The sequence below is a fragment of the Candidatus Proelusimicrobium excrementi genome (genome assembly GCF_937881865.1).
GTDB lineage: Bacteria > Elusimicrobiota > Elusimicrobia > Elusimicrobiales > Elusimicrobiaceae > Proelusimicrobium > Proelusimicrobium excrementi.
This window is the reverse complement of record NZ_CALGEO010000119.1, coordinates 1-14,479: the sequence shown is the minus strand read 5'-3', so window position 1 is coordinate 14,479 and position 14,479 is coordinate 1. Positions and strand designations below refer to the sequence as shown.

The 14,479-nt window shown below is 46.1% G+C and carries 13 protein-coding genes; 4 read left to right on the top strand and 9 right to left on the bottom strand.

Annotated elements, in window-relative coordinates; translation table 11 throughout:
• From rlmB to ACQY26_RS05590, 9 genes are all read right to left on the bottom strand, one after another.
• On the bottom strand, window positions 1–747 hold the full coding sequence (rlmB, locus tag ACQY26_RS05630; protein WP_428048170.1) for a 23S rRNA (guanosine(2251)-2'-O)-methyltransferase RlmB: 747 nt from the start codon (window positions 745–747) through the stop codon (window positions 1–3).
• Complete coding sequence (locus ACQY26_RS05625) at window positions 748–1,863, bottom strand: 6-phosphofructokinase (RefSeq protein ID WP_428048169.1); 1,116 nt, start codon at window positions 1,861–1,863, stop codon at window positions 748–750.
• A gap of 21 nt (window positions 1,864–1,884) precedes the next feature.
• A complete protein-coding gene (ispH, locus tag ACQY26_RS05620) occupies window positions 1,885–3,576 on the bottom strand; it encodes a 4-hydroxy-3-methylbut-2-enyl diphosphate reductase (RefSeq protein ID WP_428048168.1) in 1,692 nt (563 codons plus the stop codon).
• Window positions 3,577–3,599: 23 nt separating this feature from the next.
• The gene (locus tag ACQY26_RS05615) at window positions 3,600–4,280 is read right to left on the bottom strand and encodes a DNA alkylation repair protein (RefSeq protein ID WP_428048167.1); all 681 of its coding nucleotides are present in this window, start codon (window positions 4,278–4,280) and stop codon (window positions 3,600–3,602) included.
• A 64-nt stretch (window positions 4,281–4,344) separates the two neighbouring features.
• Window positions 4,345–5,787 (bottom strand): glycoside hydrolase family 3 N-terminal domain-containing protein, encoded by a 1,443-nt coding sequence (locus tag ACQY26_RS05610; protein WP_428048166.1) that lies wholly within the window; start codon window positions 5,785–5,787, stop codon window positions 4,345–4,347.
• Window positions 5,769–6,860 carry an anhydro-N-acetylmuramic acid kinase gene (locus ACQY26_RS05605; RefSeq protein ID WP_428048165.1) on the bottom strand — a complete coding sequence of 364 codons (1,092 nt, stop codon included), beginning with the start codon at window positions 6,858–6,860 and terminating at the stop codon, window positions 5,769–5,771. The genes ACQY26_RS05610 and ACQY26_RS05605 overlap by 19 nt, the downstream gene beginning before the upstream one ends.
• Complete coding sequence (locus tag ACQY26_RS05600) at window positions 6,853–7,764, bottom strand: N-acetylmuramic acid 6-phosphate etherase (protein WP_428048164.1); 912 nt, start codon at window positions 7,762–7,764, stop codon at window positions 6,853–6,855. Before ACQY26_RS05600 ends, ACQY26_RS05605 begins: the two co-directional genes overlap by 8 nt.
• A 3-nt stretch (window positions 7,765–7,767) precedes the next feature.
• Entirely contained in the window at window positions 7,768–8,598 is an 831-nt protein-coding gene (locus ACQY26_RS05595; RefSeq protein WP_428048163.1) for an alpha/beta hydrolase, read from the bottom strand.
• A complete protein-coding gene (locus ACQY26_RS05590) occupies window positions 8,598–9,044 on the bottom strand; it encodes a nucleoside-diphosphate kinase (protein ID WP_428048162.1) in 447 nt (148 codons plus the stop codon). The genes ACQY26_RS05595 and ACQY26_RS05590 overlap by 1 nt, the downstream gene beginning before the upstream one ends.
• A 101-nt stretch (window positions 9,045–9,145) precedes the next feature.
• On the opposite strand from ACQY26_RS05590, the gene ACQY26_RS05585 reads away from it, so the two are divergent.
• Genes ACQY26_RS05585 through ACQY26_RS05570 form a run of 4 tightly spaced genes read left to right on the top strand, consistent with a single transcriptional unit; the run spans window position 9,146 to window position 13,111 of the window.
• Complete coding sequence (locus ACQY26_RS05585) at window positions 9,146–10,210, top strand: Gfo/Idh/MocA family protein (RefSeq protein WP_428048161.1); 1,065 nt, start codon at window positions 9,146–9,148, stop codon at window positions 10,208–10,210.
• Window positions 10,211–10,212: 2 nt separating this feature from the next.
• On the top strand, window positions 10,213–11,361 hold the full coding sequence (lpxB, locus tag ACQY26_RS05580) for a lipid-A-disaccharide synthase (RefSeq protein WP_428048160.1): 1,149 nt from the start codon (window positions 10,213–10,215) through the stop codon (window positions 11,359–11,361).
• A 2-nt stretch (window positions 11,362–11,363) separates the two neighbouring features.
• Window positions 11,364–12,809 carry a RelA/SpoT family protein gene (locus ACQY26_RS05575; protein ID WP_428048159.1) on the top strand — a complete coding sequence of 482 codons (1,446 nt, stop codon included), beginning with the start codon at window positions 11,364–11,366 and terminating at the stop codon, window positions 12,807–12,809.
• Entirely contained in the window at window positions 12,806–13,111 is a 306-nt protein-coding gene (locus tag ACQY26_RS05570) for a hypothetical protein (RefSeq protein WP_428048158.1), read from the top strand. Before ACQY26_RS05575 ends, ACQY26_RS05570 begins: the two co-directional genes overlap by 4 nt.
• The last annotated feature ends 1,368 nt before the right edge of the window (window positions 13,112–14,479 follow it).

Sequence of the window (14,479 nt, the reverse complement as noted above, 5' to 3'; positions counted from 1 at the left end):
CTACTTTATTTTTGAAGCCATATCATACATTATTATAGCCCCTGCTGCGGCGGCGTTTAAACTGCTGACTCCGCCTTTTTGAGGGATGCTGATGACTTCGTCGCAATGTTCTTTGGTTTTAAGCCTTAGGCCTGTGCCCTCGGAACCTATTACCAGCACAGCCGGGTAAGCGTAATCCATAGTTTTAATGCTTTTGCCTTCCATATCCGCACCGTAAATCCAAAAACCTTCGTCTTTAAGATCCAAAAGCGCGGTGGTAAGGTTTGTAACTTCCACTATTCTTAAAGTTTCAAGCGCGCCGCAAGCCACTTTGTGTACCGTGGCCGTAATGCCTACGCTGCGCCTCTGCGGCAGAATTACCGTGCTGAAGCCGAGGCAGGCCGCGCTTCTGAGCATAGAGCCCAAATTCTGCGGATCGGTAACTTCATCTACGGCAAGCCACAAATCTTTTTTATTGCCGGAAGATTCATACAAAGCGTTGGTAAGGCGCATAAGCTTAAGCGGTTCCGCGCGCGCTATTACGCCTTGGTGGTTTGCGCCGCCGACCAAATTGTCCATGAGCCTTTCTTCCATGCTTTTTATCTTTACATTATTGGTCTTGGCAAGGCGTATTACGTCTTCCACGGCTTTGCTTTGTTTTTTATTTTCAATAATGTAAAGCTGTATTATTTGGCGTTTTCTGCCTTTTAAAGCTTCTCTTATCGGATGAATGCCGAAAATCAACTGCTCTTTATCAATTCTTTCCATTTATACCCCGCATTTATCGCCGACTTTGTTTGAGCCGAAGCTGGTGCCCACGGCCAAAGCCGAGCGGACTTCTTCCCCGTTCGGGTCGACTCTTTTAAGTTTAGATACCGCGTCTTTTACGGGTACGCTTACTATTTCCGTACCTCTTAAAGCCACCATATATCCGGTTTTGCCCTGCAAAATCAGTTCCACGGCTTCCGTGCCGAAACGCGTCGAAAGCCACCTGTCAAAAGCGGTGGGAGTGCCGCCCCTCTGCAAGTGCCCCAGCACTACGACGCGGCATTCAACCTTAAGGCGTTCTTCAACCATGGCCGCGATTTTGCTGCTGATACCGCCGAGCCTGATAGGATCGGTGGAACCGGCTATGGTGCTCTTAACGGCCATTTCGCCCTGTTCATTTACCGCGCCTTCCGCGGCAACTATAATGCTGAAAGTTTTGCCTTTTCTCTGCCTGGATTCAATGGCTTCGACTATGGCGTCTTCGGAATAAGGAATTTCCGGTATTAAGCAAATATCACCGCCGCCGGCAATGCAGGAGCGCAAAGCTATCCAGCCGGCATAGCGGCCCATGGTTTCCAAAATCATTACGCGGTGATGGGATTCCGCGGTGGTGTGTATTCTGTCCACCGCGTCCGTGGCGACGCTCAAAGCGGAATCAAAACCGAAAGTAAAATCCGTGGCGGAAAGGTCGTTGTCAATAGTCTTGGGAACGCCCACTATCGGCACGCCCAGCTCTATAAACTTCTGCGACATTGAAAGTGTTCCGTCCCCGCCTATGGTAACCAAAGCGTCCACTTTATTGCTTTTAATGGTATGAAGAACCAAAGAAGAAACATCTTTAGGATCTTCCGGGGAGCCTATCGGCGGCAAAGTGTAATTGAAAGGATTGGCCAAATTGCTGGTGCCGAGTATCGTGCCGCCGCGGGTAAGTATGCCGGATACGGCTTTTGCGTCCAGCTCCATAAATTGATTTTTTACAAGGCCGTCAAAACCGTTTTTAAAGCCCAAAACTTCTATACCGCAGTTAAGCGCGTGTTTGGCTACGCCCCTTACCACGGCGTTAAGGCCGGGGCAGTCCCCGCCGGCGGTAAGTACGCCGATTCTTCTTATTTTCATATAATTCTACGCTCCTTGAAACTAAAACAATTTTACCGCGAGATACGTCAAAACGGCCAAAACGAGGAACTGGCCGTCGATGAAAGTCTCGCTCAGCGTGGTGCGCGGAGTTTTCTTTGTATAGAAATAAACCGCTATCGCTATAGTATAAATCTGGCCCAAAAGCAGCATAAAGGCAAGCCCGCTCTTCCAGCCCATTATCAAAAGCTGTATAAGAACAACCGTCAAAGCTATTATTATAATCCCAATCGCCGCCTTTGTAGCGTTAAGGCCGAAAGCTTTATAAAAGCTTTCTTTGCCCAGCATGATATCCTTGCGTTCCGAACCTATGCTTAAAATTACGGAACGGATAAAAACCAGCAATAACCCGTAAGTGAAAGCCAGCCAGGCCGATTTGCTCATCAAAAGCCCCTGGCTCGCCGCCGGCGTGTAAATACAGACAAAGCACCACCCCAAAGCAGTTACTATGTCCTTAGTGCCCGGCAGACGGGAAAATAAAGTTATTTTGCTTCTGAAAGGATACGCCCCCGCGCCGAGTATCAAAAACACCAAAGTCGGCAGCCAAACCCAAACCCCGTAATTAAGCGCGGTAAGGAAAGCTAAAACTCCCCCCAAAACTACTGGGATTAAAAATCCGCGTTTGGCTTTTGACGGCATATCCTGCGGAGTTTTGTTCGCAAGCGTCAAAGTAAACACGAATAAAAGCGAAAGAAGATAAAGCTTAAGATCGTTATGCGCACCGGAAAGTTTCATACAAACATAAGTAAGACAAGCGGCCGCAAAAGAAGTATACAAAGAGCTTTTTACCGCAAAATCCCAGAGCTTTGCCAGCATACCGAATAAAGATGAAGCTTCTTTCCTAAGGTCTTTTACTCTGGCGGAAACATTGTCTATAACCCAGTTAGGCGTGGACGCGCCGGCCGTAATGAAAATATGTTCCGGGGGAAGAACATCCTCTTTACGGATTTCTTCCGCGCTTTCTACGTGCAGAACTTTGGGGCACAGCTCCCCGCAAAGTTTGGCAAGGCGCGCGGTATTTGCGCTGTGTTTGCCGCCCACGACTATAACCAAATCGGCGTTTTTGGCAAGCTCGAGAGTTTCCTTCTGCCGCTGTTTTGTAGGCTGGCAGATAGTATTGTTTACTTGGCAGATGTCGGCTTTCTTTTTTACGGCTTCGGCGGCTTTAAAAAAAGTTTCTTCCTTCTGAGTGGTTTGGGAAACTATATTAACTTTGTCGAAATGCGGCAGTTTTTCCGCTTCTTCCGCGTTTGCGATAACGTATCCCTTGCCGCGAGTATAGCCCAAAAGGCCTATCACTTCCGCGTGTCCGCCGTCGCCGACTATCACGGTATAGTAGCCTTGTTTGGCGTATTCGTCTATGACGTTATGAACTTTTTTTACAAGCGGGCAGGTGGAGTCAACCACTTCCATGCCCTGCGATTCCACTTCTTTCTGAAATTCCGGCGTGATTCCGTGCGCGCGTATAACCAGTACGCCGTTTTTATCCTTGGCTTCTTCAAGTTTGTCTATGGAAGATATGCCCTTTTCCCCAAGCATATCCGTAACCTGCTTATTGTGTATAAGCGGGCCTATAGTGTAAATGGGCTTCTTGCCGGAAGCTTCAAGCCGCAAGACGCAGTCTATCGCTTTTTTGACCCCGGGGCAAAAGCCCGCGCCGGGGGCAACCGTTACGCCGTGATTTTTATCTTTCATGTATATATTTTACTAAAAAGCCGCTATTTGCGCCTTAAGCTTTTAAGACGTTCTTTGGCTTCTTTGCCAACCCGGAAAGAATCCCTTATTTTGCTTATGGCTTTATTGTGTGTAAAATCATCCAAATCATTATCCGCAAGCAAAGCTTCGGTCTTTTCCGGGAATTTTACATAGCAAACGCTTAAAGCCCAAGCCACCGCCATTTGGCGGTAATATCCCTCGGCTTTAATTCTCCTCAGGGCGAGTAAAGCTTTGTCTATATAAACTTCGTCAACGAAAAAATCCATAATCAGGCACGCCGCCGCACGGGCGTAATATTCGCGCTTATCCTTAATATAAGGCTGAATAAACCGCCAGACTTCCGCCTGATGTTTTTTTATCAGTTTAAGGCTGCTTAAAGGGCTGTCGCAAACGGCCCAATTATTGATTTTGGGTATATAGAGTTTAAGGTATTTAAGAAGGATTTTGATATCTTTGATATGGCCGAGCAAAAAACCTTTAAGCATTACGTAGTCGGTATACTCTTCCGGCGCGGAGAGGAAAAATTCCTCCCAACCGCCTTTATATATTTCGGCCGCCAATTTGCGCAATACGGGCAGTTTTACCCCCAGCAAATTCGCACCGGGAATTAAAGATGCGGAAAACCGCCGCGCTTTTTCGTCGGAATGTTCCTCCAAAAAAGATTCTATTTCTTTTAAATTCATATTTACATTATACAAAACGGCATTACGGAGTTTAGGCCTGATACGGAGCCGGTTATAAGCGGAATTAAACCGGCATTTTGCCTTTGGCTTCGGCCCGCCCCAAAAGGATTTCCGCGCACGTTTTTTGGAAGGGAAGAGTCTTCGTCCCGGCCATGAGGAAGCAGTCCGTCTTTACGCCTTCGTCTAAAAAAGGACTGCCGAAAGAAATTAAAATGCTCTTGCCGGATTTTTGTACGGCTTTATTTATAAAGTGTTTTTGTTCCTGCGTAAAGTTTATTTTGCCGCTGAAAGCCGCGTAATCTGCCGCGGAACATATAATAAGAACATTGCAGCGTTCGCCGTCTTTATAAGGTTTTAATTTAATTCCCGCGGATTCAAGAGTTTCATAGAAACCGGGAAACTGTCGTTCTTCTTTAGAAGATAAATCGGGCTGTATAAAACGAACGGTTTTACCCGGGGTTAAAATCGGCTTATCGCCCTTAAGGCAAACACCCAAACGGGCCGTTTCGGCCGAGAGTTTTTCCGCCTCTTCACAGCAGTCTTTGCAGATAAAATCTTTGGCGGCTTTGAGCTTTACGGACATCATTTCCTGCTCGCTTATCGCGCTTATGGCGTGGTCTATAAGGGTTCTGTCTTTTTTGATTTCCTCTTTAAGCCGAGGCATAAGAGCAAAAGGATCATCCGGGCACAAAAGTATGTCCGCACCGGCTTTGAAAGCGTCCACGGGATCAAGCCCGCCAGTGGCTTTCATTACCAAAGCGTCCGTAATTATCAGCCCTTTATAGCAAAGTTCCTTCCTTAAAAACCCGCCCATTACCGCTTTTGAAAATGAGGCCGGATTTTCGGCGTCCAGAGCGGGTATCAGCAAATGCGCTATCATTATGGCGTCGGTTTTCATTAAAAGCTTTTCGTAAGGGATCAGCTCTTGCGATAATAAATCTTCCTTGCTTTTGTTTACCGTGGGCAGGGAAAGGTGGCTGTCTGACAAAGTAGAACCGTGCCCGGGAAAATGTTTTAAACAATTAAGGCATCCGCCGTCGGCCAAGCCAAGCATGAAAGCCCGCGCCATAGCCGCAACCAAAGCCGGATCTTTGCCGAAAGAGCGCGTATTTACTATCGGGTTGCCGGGAGTGTCGGCCAAATCGACATTAGGCGCAAAAACCCAATCTACGCCCAGTTCCCTGGCCTGCCGCGCCGTAATCAAACCTTTTTTATAAGATAAATCTTCTTTGCCGGCCGCGCCTATTGAGATATTGGAAGGCAGCAGAGGCGCGTCTTTATGCCAGCGGCCCAAGCCGTATTCATAATCCGCGCTTATTATCAAATTGCCCGGCGCGGCTTGGCGCAAAAGCGAAACCAGTTCTTTAACCTCTTTGGTTGTACCGAAATAAAGACAGAAACCGCCTACGCCGGCTTCGGCCAGTCTGACTGCTTCTTTAACGTCGCTTTTGCCGAACCAAAATCCGGCGTGTATCAAACGGTTTGTATTCATTGTTTTATCACGCACCCCAAAACCGCCGCGCGCTTTGCGCCCGTGGCCGCCGGGCAGGAGCCCGGCTTTCCGTTTAAGGCAAGCCAAGCCAAGTACCCAAAAGCCGCGGCCTCTTTCGCCAAAGGATGAAGGCCTATTTCCGCCGTACTCCCTATTTTTACGCCCGGCAGTAAAACCGATAAATTGGCCGCAAGCGTTTTATTGTAAACGCCGCCGCCGCAAAGATAAAGTTTTTTTACGTCGTCTTTATTAAGTATAAATTTTTTTACGCTTTTTGCAATTATAAGCGCGGTAAGATAATTTAAAGTGGATACGTCTTTACGCTCAAGATTAGGAAAATGTTTGTTTACAAAATCTTCGGCCAAAAGACTCCGCTCCAAAGATACCGGCGGCTTGGAACCTATAAAAATTCGGCAAAGTTCTTCCGCTTTTTTGACGTCGGGCTTAAAAGAAGCGGCGATTTTCCCGTCTTTATCATAAGTTTTTTTGCCTCGGCTTAAGATATTGACGGACGCGTCGCTGAGGCTGTTGCCGGGCCCTATATCAAAACCGTATATTTTTTTGCCGGCGCATACCGTTATATTGGATATTCCGCCGATATTCAAAAGCATTGCTTTTTTTCCGCCGAAAAGATATTTGTCGAAAACCGGCACCAATGGCGCGCCGCTTCCGCCGGCGGCGATATCCGCGGGGCGGAAATTGCAAACTACGGGAATACCCTTAAAAACTTCCGCCAAAAAAGAAGCCTCACCTATCTGCAAAGTATTGGGAACCTTTGCACGGGGCCCGTGCCAAACGGTCTGCCCGTGCGAACCTATTACGGCTATGTCTTTTTTGCGGATATTAAATTCTTTAACGAATTTTAAAGCGGTTTCAGCGTACAGGCGGCCCAGCTCGAAATTAAGTTCCGAAAGTTCCGGCGCGGCCATTTTTTTGGCGTTAAGTATTTTGTTTTGAAGTTTTACATTATAAGGATAATTTTTAAAGCAAACGGTTTTTTTTGCGGATATGTCAAAAAAGCACAAGGTAAGGCCGTCGGCGGAAGTGCCGCTCATCAAACCTAAAGCGCGAACAGTTTTTTTATTCATTTATAATTTTATCCAAAAAACCTTTATGTTCGGCAAGCAAAGCCTGCGCTTTTTTAAGGCTGACGCCCAGCTTCGCCATGACTATGGCCGCCTTTACATTATAGCCGGTTTTCTCAGCCAAAGCAAAGGCTTTCGCCGCATCCGTTTCCGCACATTGCGATATAAGGCGCACGGCCCTTTTTTTAAGCTTCTCGTTTGAAGCTTTTACGTCCACCATTAAATTCTTGTAAACTTTGCCGCTTAAAGCCATCGCTATTGTCGTAATCATGTTAAGCGCGCATTTTGTGGCCGTGGCGGCTTTAAGCCTGGTCGAGCCGGAAACGACTTCCGCACCCGTCGGCAAATAAATAAAAATATCCGCGTCGGAAATATCGGCCGTATCACTGCAGGAGATAAAAACCGTCTTATTCCCTTTTTGCCTTGCCGCTTTAAGCGCGCCCAAAACATAAGGCGTTCTTCCGCTTGCGGCCGCGGCTATAAGAATATCGCCCTTTTTGGCTTTTTTAAGGAAATCTTTTTGGCCTTTAAAAAAATCGTCTTCCGCGCCTTCAGCCGCTTTAAATACGGCTTTCTTTCCGCCGGCCATAACGGCGGTAAAAACATCATAGTCTACGCTGAAAGTAGGAGGGCATTCGGCCGCTTCCAATACGCCGAGCCTGCCGCTGGTACCCGCGCCGATTAAAATTATTTTGTTTTTATTTTGGTAAGCTTGCGCCGTAAGTTCGGCCGCGGCAGTTATTTGTTTTTTGGCTTTGGCGACGGCTTTTACGGCGTTTAAATTCTCCCTCTGCATTTGGTCAAACATCTTTGAAGAACCGGCGAAACTGAAATCAACCGTTTGCGCGTTAAGTTCCTCCGTTTGAGGCAAATCCTGCCGTTTCGGCGGGAGAATTTTTTTATTCATAATTCAGTCCAAGGATTTTAAAACGTCGCCCATAGTCATGCCGGTAACGGCTTCGCCGAAGGATTCGCCGCCGTAGTCTTCTTCCGCGGAAACGGAATCGGGCAGAATTTCCGGCAGCTGAGGGGTTTTAAGCCATTGAAGCACTTCCTGAGTAAGGTATCTGTCCAGCATATCAACGCCTTTTAAATTGTAGGCCGTCATAAAAGTAACTTTGCCTTTGCCGGAAGCCAAATAAGCGGCGTTTCTTATAAAGCTGGCTTCCATAAATTGTTTTCTGTCCGTTGAGGATACGCCTATAAACACCGGGCCTTTGAAAGTTTTTATGCCGCTCATGGAAAGGACGTCCCTGGTTTTAAGAGCGGGCGTAAGCAGAACGACTCCGCCTATTCTGGGGTGAAAAGGAAGGGATTTGGCGGCCACGTTCGCGCCCAGCCCCGCGCCCAAGATAAAGATATCGCTTTCCGCCACGCCTTTGGCTTTTAAATAAGCTATCGCGGCGTCGACATCGCGGTTCATTTGGTTAAATTCATTGTCCGCTCCGGTCTTTTTAAAATTCTTCTGTATATTAATATTGGTGCTGCGACCGTGGCCCCTTAAATCTACGCTTAAATAGCCGAAGCCGGCCCCGGATAAAGCCTTGCTGAAAGAAGGAAAATCCTCTTTGCGTCTGCCCAAATCGTGCAGGAGTATGACGTATTTGCCGTTTTCCGCCGGATTATACAAAGCTTCAAGCTTCCAGCGGTCCTCGGTTTGCAAAACGACTTTATCCTGCGCGAAGCCCGCGCAGGATAAAAGCGTCAAAATAATGCAAATAAGCGGGATTTTAAACCGCATTACAGCACTTCCCCGGGATTAAACCAGAGGCTTATCTCCCTTTCGGCGTCTTCCTTACAGCCGGAAGCGTGTACGCAGTTTTGCATTACGCCGTCTTTAAAGCAGCCGAACGCGCCCCTTATAGTCCAAGGGTCGGCTTTAGCGGGATCGGTCGCCCCCAAAGCCGCGCGCACTTTTGAAATAGCGTCTTCGCCTTCAAAAACAAAAGCGTAAACGCGGTGATCGGTTATGCCGTTTAAATCGCCGCGCATAAAAGAAATGACGCTCGGCAAAAAAGGTTTGCCGGCCAAATTGGAATAATGCTCGCGGGCGAGCTCTTCCGTCATTTCTCTTACTTTTGCGCCTTTCATTTCAAGGTCCAAATGCAAAAGACGGTCTAAAATGACGCCGGTAAGTTTTTTGCTTATGGCGTCGGGTTTGATTAAAATTAAAGTTCTTTCTTTCATATAATTCATTATAACAAATATATATAAGGCCCGTTTTCGGGCAAAATTGTTTACGGCCCGCTTGCCCTAAATGCTATAATGAAAAATACGAGGTATTTTATATGAGCGATAAAAAAATAAGATTCGGCGTCATCGGCGCCGGCAAAATAGGTACTTTCCACGTAAGAACATTATCCAAAATGAGCGGCATAGAACTTGTAGGCGTTTGCGACAGGGACCCTATGCGCGCGCAGAAACTCGCCTGGGAATATAATTCCACGGCTTATACCCGTTACGAAGATTTAATCCCGCAGGTGGATGCGGTAATAGTCGCCGCGCCTACGGAACTGCATCATCAAATAGGCATGTACTGCCTTGAACACAAAGTAAACACCCTCATGGAAAAGCCGATAGCCTCCACCATGGAGCAGGCGAGGGAGCTTATCGCGAAAGCGCATGAAAAAAACGTAATTTTGCAAATAGGCCATGTGGAAAGATTCAACCCGGCCGTGCTGGAAGCTTTCAAATATATAAAAGACCCTAAATTTATCGCCATAAAACGCCTTGGGCCTTATGACCCAAGAATGGCCAATATCGGCGTCGTGCTTGACCTTATGATTCACGATATAGACCTTCTTCTTACCATGCTTAAATCCGACGTCGTTTCCATAGACGCGGTAGGCTTAAGCGCGTTTTCCGCGCATGAAGACATCGCCAACGTACGCCTTAAATTCGCCAACGGATGCACTGCCGACGTTACGGCCAGCAGGGCCAGTTTTGAACGCTCCCGCTACATGAATTTATATCAGGAAAACGCTTATATTTCCGTAGACTTCATGAACGCAAGAGTGAAAATCTACAAAAAGAAAGTGCCTGTAATAAAATCCTTAAACGATATAGACGTAATTTACCCCGCGGTTGACAAACAAATGCCCATAACTTCCGAAATTTTACACTTCGTAGACTGCATTAAAAACGATAAAACACCAGGCCCCAGCGGCGAAAAGGGCAGCAAAGCTTTGTTGGTGGCTTTAAAAATCATTGACGAGATAAAACGCTACAACGTACCGCAGGGCACGGAAGAGGAAAAACACGGCCCCATGCATTTGGTGCAGGAAATCGGCACGGCGGCCAAAATAGCTTTGGACGAAAGCTTGGGCAATTTAAAAAGAGGAAGCGGTAAATAATTATGCCTCATATAATACCTAACAGCAAAAATATTCTTGTGGTGGCCGGGGATATTTCCGGCGACGTACACGCTTCCAATTTAATTAAGGAGCTTAAAGCTTACGCCCCCGATATCACAGTAACCGCCATCGGCGGGGAAAGGATGAAAGCGGCAAGCGATAAATTCCTCTACAATTTAGTGGCGCGCGGCGCGAGCGGCTTTGTGGAACCTTTCAAAAAGCTGCCGATGTGGGTCCGTTTGATGAACATGATTAAAAATTACATCAACGAAAAGAACCCCGCCTGCGTAATTACGGTGGATTTTTACGGCTTCAACCATCAGGTTTTGGGCATAGCCAAGCACAGAAACATACCGGCTTATTATTATGTTTGCCCGCAGGTTTGGGCAAGCCGCGAATACCGCGCAAGAAGCATAGTCAGGCTGGCCAAAAAGATGTTTGTTATATTCCCTTTCGAAAAGAAAATCTACACCGATTTAGGCGGGGATGCGGTCTTTTTGGGCAATCCTCTTTTGGATAAAATACCGGAACCTAAAAACAATCCTTTCAAAGGCGACAATACCAAAGAATGGAAAATCGGCCTTTTGCCGGGAAGCCGCCCGAGAGAAATAGAAAAACATACAAAACTTTTTTATCAGGCTTTTAAGGAAATAAGACGTTCTTTCCCCAACGCGAAGGCGTATTTGTTCGCAGTGCCGGAAGTAAGCGACGAACGCCTGTTTGAGCTTTTGGGCCCGCGCCATGACGGCGTCGAAATAGTCCGCGAGACGGATTACACCGCAAGAAGCGAAATGGATTTCGTAATAACATGTTCCGGCACGGCCACGTTGGAAAACGCCCTCTTAGGCCTGCCGATGCTGGTTGTTTACAAAACCGGCTGGGTTACTTACCAAATAGCCAAAATGATTATCAAAGTTCCTTATATATCTTTGGTCAATATTTTGAGCAAAAAAGGTGTTGTAAAAGAATTTATACAGAAAGACGCAAACGCAAAAGCGATAGCGCAGGAAGTATGTTCTATTATCGGCAATGAAAGCGCTTATAACAAAATGCGCGCTCAGCTGCTTAAACTTAGAAGCGAGCTCGGCGAGCCGGGCGTAGCGGCAAGGGCGGCTAAGATGATAATAGAAGAAGTCTTCCCTCAAGAGTAATTATGGACGATCATTATTTAGAAGAAATTATCGCCGGTTTTAAGGAATATAACCCCAATTATGACACGACCATGATTGAGAAGGCTTATTTTTTTGCGAAAAAGGCCCACGAAAATCAAAAAAGGCTTACCGGCGAACCGTTTTTTATACATTGCTGCGAGGTGGCGAAAATCCTTTTGGAACACAAGCTTGATTCTGACACCATTTCCGCCGCGCTTTTGCACGACACCGTGGAAGACACCGAAACCACCGTTAAAGATATTGAGGTAAATTTCAATAAAGAAATAGCCAATATGGTGGCCGGCCTTACCAAAATAGACAGATTGGAAAACACTTCCACCGACGAAGAAACCGTAGAGAACTGGCGCAAAATGCTCATAGCGGTATCAAACGATATGCGCATTATCCTGATAAAACTGGCCGACCGCACCCATAACATGAAAACGCTTGACGCTCTCCCGGCCAAAAGGCAGAAAGAAAAAGCCCTTGAAACTCTAAACCTCTACGCGCCTTTGGCCCAACGCCTGGGTATGTTCAGCATAAAAAACGAACTTGAAGATCTTTCTTTTAAATATTTATTCCCGGAAGATTTCAAACAAATAGTCGCGGGCGTGAACAGGAAAAAAGCCAATTTGGATAAAAAGCTTTCTTCCTTTAAAAACGCTTTGGACGCCGTGCTTGATAAAGATCAGATACCGCACAGGCTGCTTTCCCGCGTAAAAAATTATTATTCCATATTCAGGAAAATGCGCAAGCAGGATTCCACCTTTGAGCAGATACAAGATTTGCTGGGCGTGCGCATAATTACGGATACGGTCCTTGACTGTTACAGAGCTTTAGGAGCTCTGCACGCAAACTTCAAACCTTTGTCCGGCAGTTTTACAGATTATATCGCCATGCCTAAAATGAATATGTACCAAAGCATACACACAACGGTGTTTTTTGAAGGGACTTTGGTGGAAGTGCAAATCCGCACCGAGGATATGCACCGCACGTGTGAATACGGCATCGCCGCGCATTGGCGTTATAAACTGGGCACGAAAGCCGACCCGAACCTTGACGAAAAACTCAACTGGATACGCCAGTGGATAGAATGGCAGAGGGATTTAACCGCGCCGAGAGAATTTTTGGAAAGCTTTCAAACGGATATCAATCTTAATCAGATTTTCGTATTTACGCCCAAAGGCGATGTAAAAGTTCTGCCCGAGCGTGCAACCCCTTTGGATTTCGCTTATCTTGTCCATAGTGAAATAGGCGATCACTACAGCGGCGCGCTGGTCAACGGGAAAATGGTTAAAATGAACAGCACGCTTAAAAGCGGCGACATAGTGGAAATACAAACGCGCAAAAACGTGGAGCCCAAACCGCAATGGCTTGATTCGGCCAAAACCGCCAGGGCCCGTTCCAAAATAAAGACCTCATTACGGGCAAGAGGAATAGAACTGTGATCTGTTGGAAATGCAAAACAGATATAGGCGACTTTGACAATTACTGCAAATATTGCGGGGCCGGCCAAGGCAAGCATATATCTTTTTATTATAAAGCTTGGGGCGTATGGCTTTTATATTTGTTTATAGGCCCTTTCGCCGTATATTTTGTACTGCGCTCGCCGGTTATCGGCAAAAAAGCGAAAGGCGTATTTTCCTTAATTATGACGGCTTTGTTTATTTGGTTCTCTTACGGTTTTATCAAAGCTTTAAAACAAGTGGCCGATATTTACCTTTCCCTGCTTAATATGCCGATTTATTAAACTTTTAAGCGGAAACTTCATCACAGTTAAATTAACCCCGCCTTGGCTTGCGCCGCGGCGGGGCGGTTAGTTTTGAGGCTTATTGACACCTGCAATCATAACAGCTGTAGCCGGAGCTATACCCTGTTACCGATGTGGTTGCGCAAGTATAGAAAGAAGCGTCGTTATAATCATATGGATTGCAGCTGCCGCCGTCGTGTGGAATTAAAGGACGTTCATCGTAACCCCAACCCCCGCCATACTCATTGCAATCGCCCTCTTGGCTTATGCAAGACCAAGACGCATTGTCCCTTACGCATCGCTTGCCATACCATGATTCCTTTGGAGTATAACCCGTATTGCATGTAATTTTTTCCTCACAATGCCAGCCGTCTCGTCCGCAAGAACATTCGTAAGAGCAGCTGCCGTTTTGCACGGAGCAATAGTTCTGCGGTTTTGGCTCGCAAGTTTTATCTGCCTCATTTAAACAATATCCATAGTTACAGCCATACTCGCAAGAAACATAATCCCAATAATCCGAACACATACCGCTTTTTGATATATATCCGTTTTTGGGGGCTTTCATATTTGTCGGGCAAACCATAGGTTCACACTTTTTAGAAGAAACGTTAAAACACTCTTCAGAGCCACAGCAGTCTTCCCCCCATTCGGGATAATAAGAACTTGCGGGGGCAAAATCAATATACACGTCACCTGAGTTGTAATCCGAAGGATATCCGCAGCAAGTTCTGCGTTCCGTTTCGCACGGATTACTCTCGCTTACCCGATACTGGATATTTCCTTCCCTACAAGAAAATGCAATTATCGGAAATAAAAATAACACAGTCGTCAAAAAACGCTTTTATAATTATTTTCTTTTTTGACATAATATTTTCCTATCCCTTGGTATTAAACGGCCCGCCTAAACTAACCTAAGCTAGAACAAAGGCATCTCACACTTGGCGGGCCGATTTATGAGGGAAATTTATCAAAAAAAAAACAAGTCAACTGTTTTATGATTTTAAGTAAACGCCCCAACATACGACACGGCAGAAACACGGCAATGTAGGTCTGGCTTTGCCTGACGTTAAAAAGGTATTTCCTTTGTCAGGTAAAACCTGACCTACATTAACACAAAAGTTATGGAAGCATTTTGCGACCGGATAAGTTTATATATCGGAGTATAAATAAGAAAGTATTTCTAAAAGGATGTTATACTGTGATATGTTTTTAAGATTTTAGAGAAATACTAGCCATGAATACACAACTTAACGCGAGCAACTAGCGTGAGAAAATGTAACCGGCGTGGGCTTTCAGCGTGAGAAAATTTAAGAAGCGTGATTTTTTAGTTTTGAGATAGATTTTGATTTTATTACGAACGCGGTATAC

Excerpts from the sequence above, each read along its gene's own strand:
- ACQY26_RS05615 (WP_428048167.1), bottom strand. The coding sequence starts at position 4,280 with ATGAATTTAAAAGAAATAGAATCTTTTTTGGAGGAACATTCCGACGAA.
- ACQY26_RS05595 (WP_428048163.1), bottom strand. The coding sequence starts at position 8,598 with ATGCGGTTTAAAATCCCGCTTATTTGCATTATTTTGACGCTTTTATCC.
- ACQY26_RS05585 (WP_428048161.1), top strand. The coding sequence starts at position 9,146 with ATGAGCGATAAAAAAATAAGATTCGGCGTCATCGGCGCCGGCAAAATA.
- ACQY26_RS05605 (WP_428048165.1), bottom strand. The coding sequence starts at position 6,860 with ATGAATAAAAAAACTGTTCGCGCTTTAGGTTTGATGAGCGGCACTTCC.
- ACQY26_RS05625 (WP_428048169.1), bottom strand. The coding sequence starts at position 1,863 with ATGAAAATAAGAAGAATCGGCGTACTTACCGCCGGCGGGGACTGCCCC.
- ACQY26_RS05600 (WP_428048164.1), bottom strand. The coding sequence starts at position 7,764 with ATGAATAAAAAAATTCTCCCGCCGAAACGGCAGGATTTGCCTCAAACG.
- ispH (WP_428048168.1), bottom strand. The coding sequence starts at position 3,576 with ATGAAAGATAAAAATCACGGCGTAACGGTTGCCCCCGGCGCGGGCTTT.
- lpxB (WP_428048160.1), top strand. The coding sequence starts at position 10,213 with ATGCCTCATATAATACCTAACAGCAAAAATATTCTTGTGGTGGCCGGG.
- ACQY26_RS05590 (WP_428048162.1), bottom strand. The coding sequence starts at position 9,044 with ATGAAAGAAAGAACTTTAATTTTAATCAAACCCGACGCCATAAGCAAA.
- ACQY26_RS05575 (WP_428048159.1), top strand. The coding sequence starts at position 11,364 with ATGGACGATCATTATTTAGAAGAAATTATCGCCGGTTTTAAGGAATAT.
- rlmB (WP_428048170.1), bottom strand. The coding sequence starts at position 747 with ATGGAAAGAATTGATAAAGAGCAGTTGATTTTCGGCATTCATCCGATA.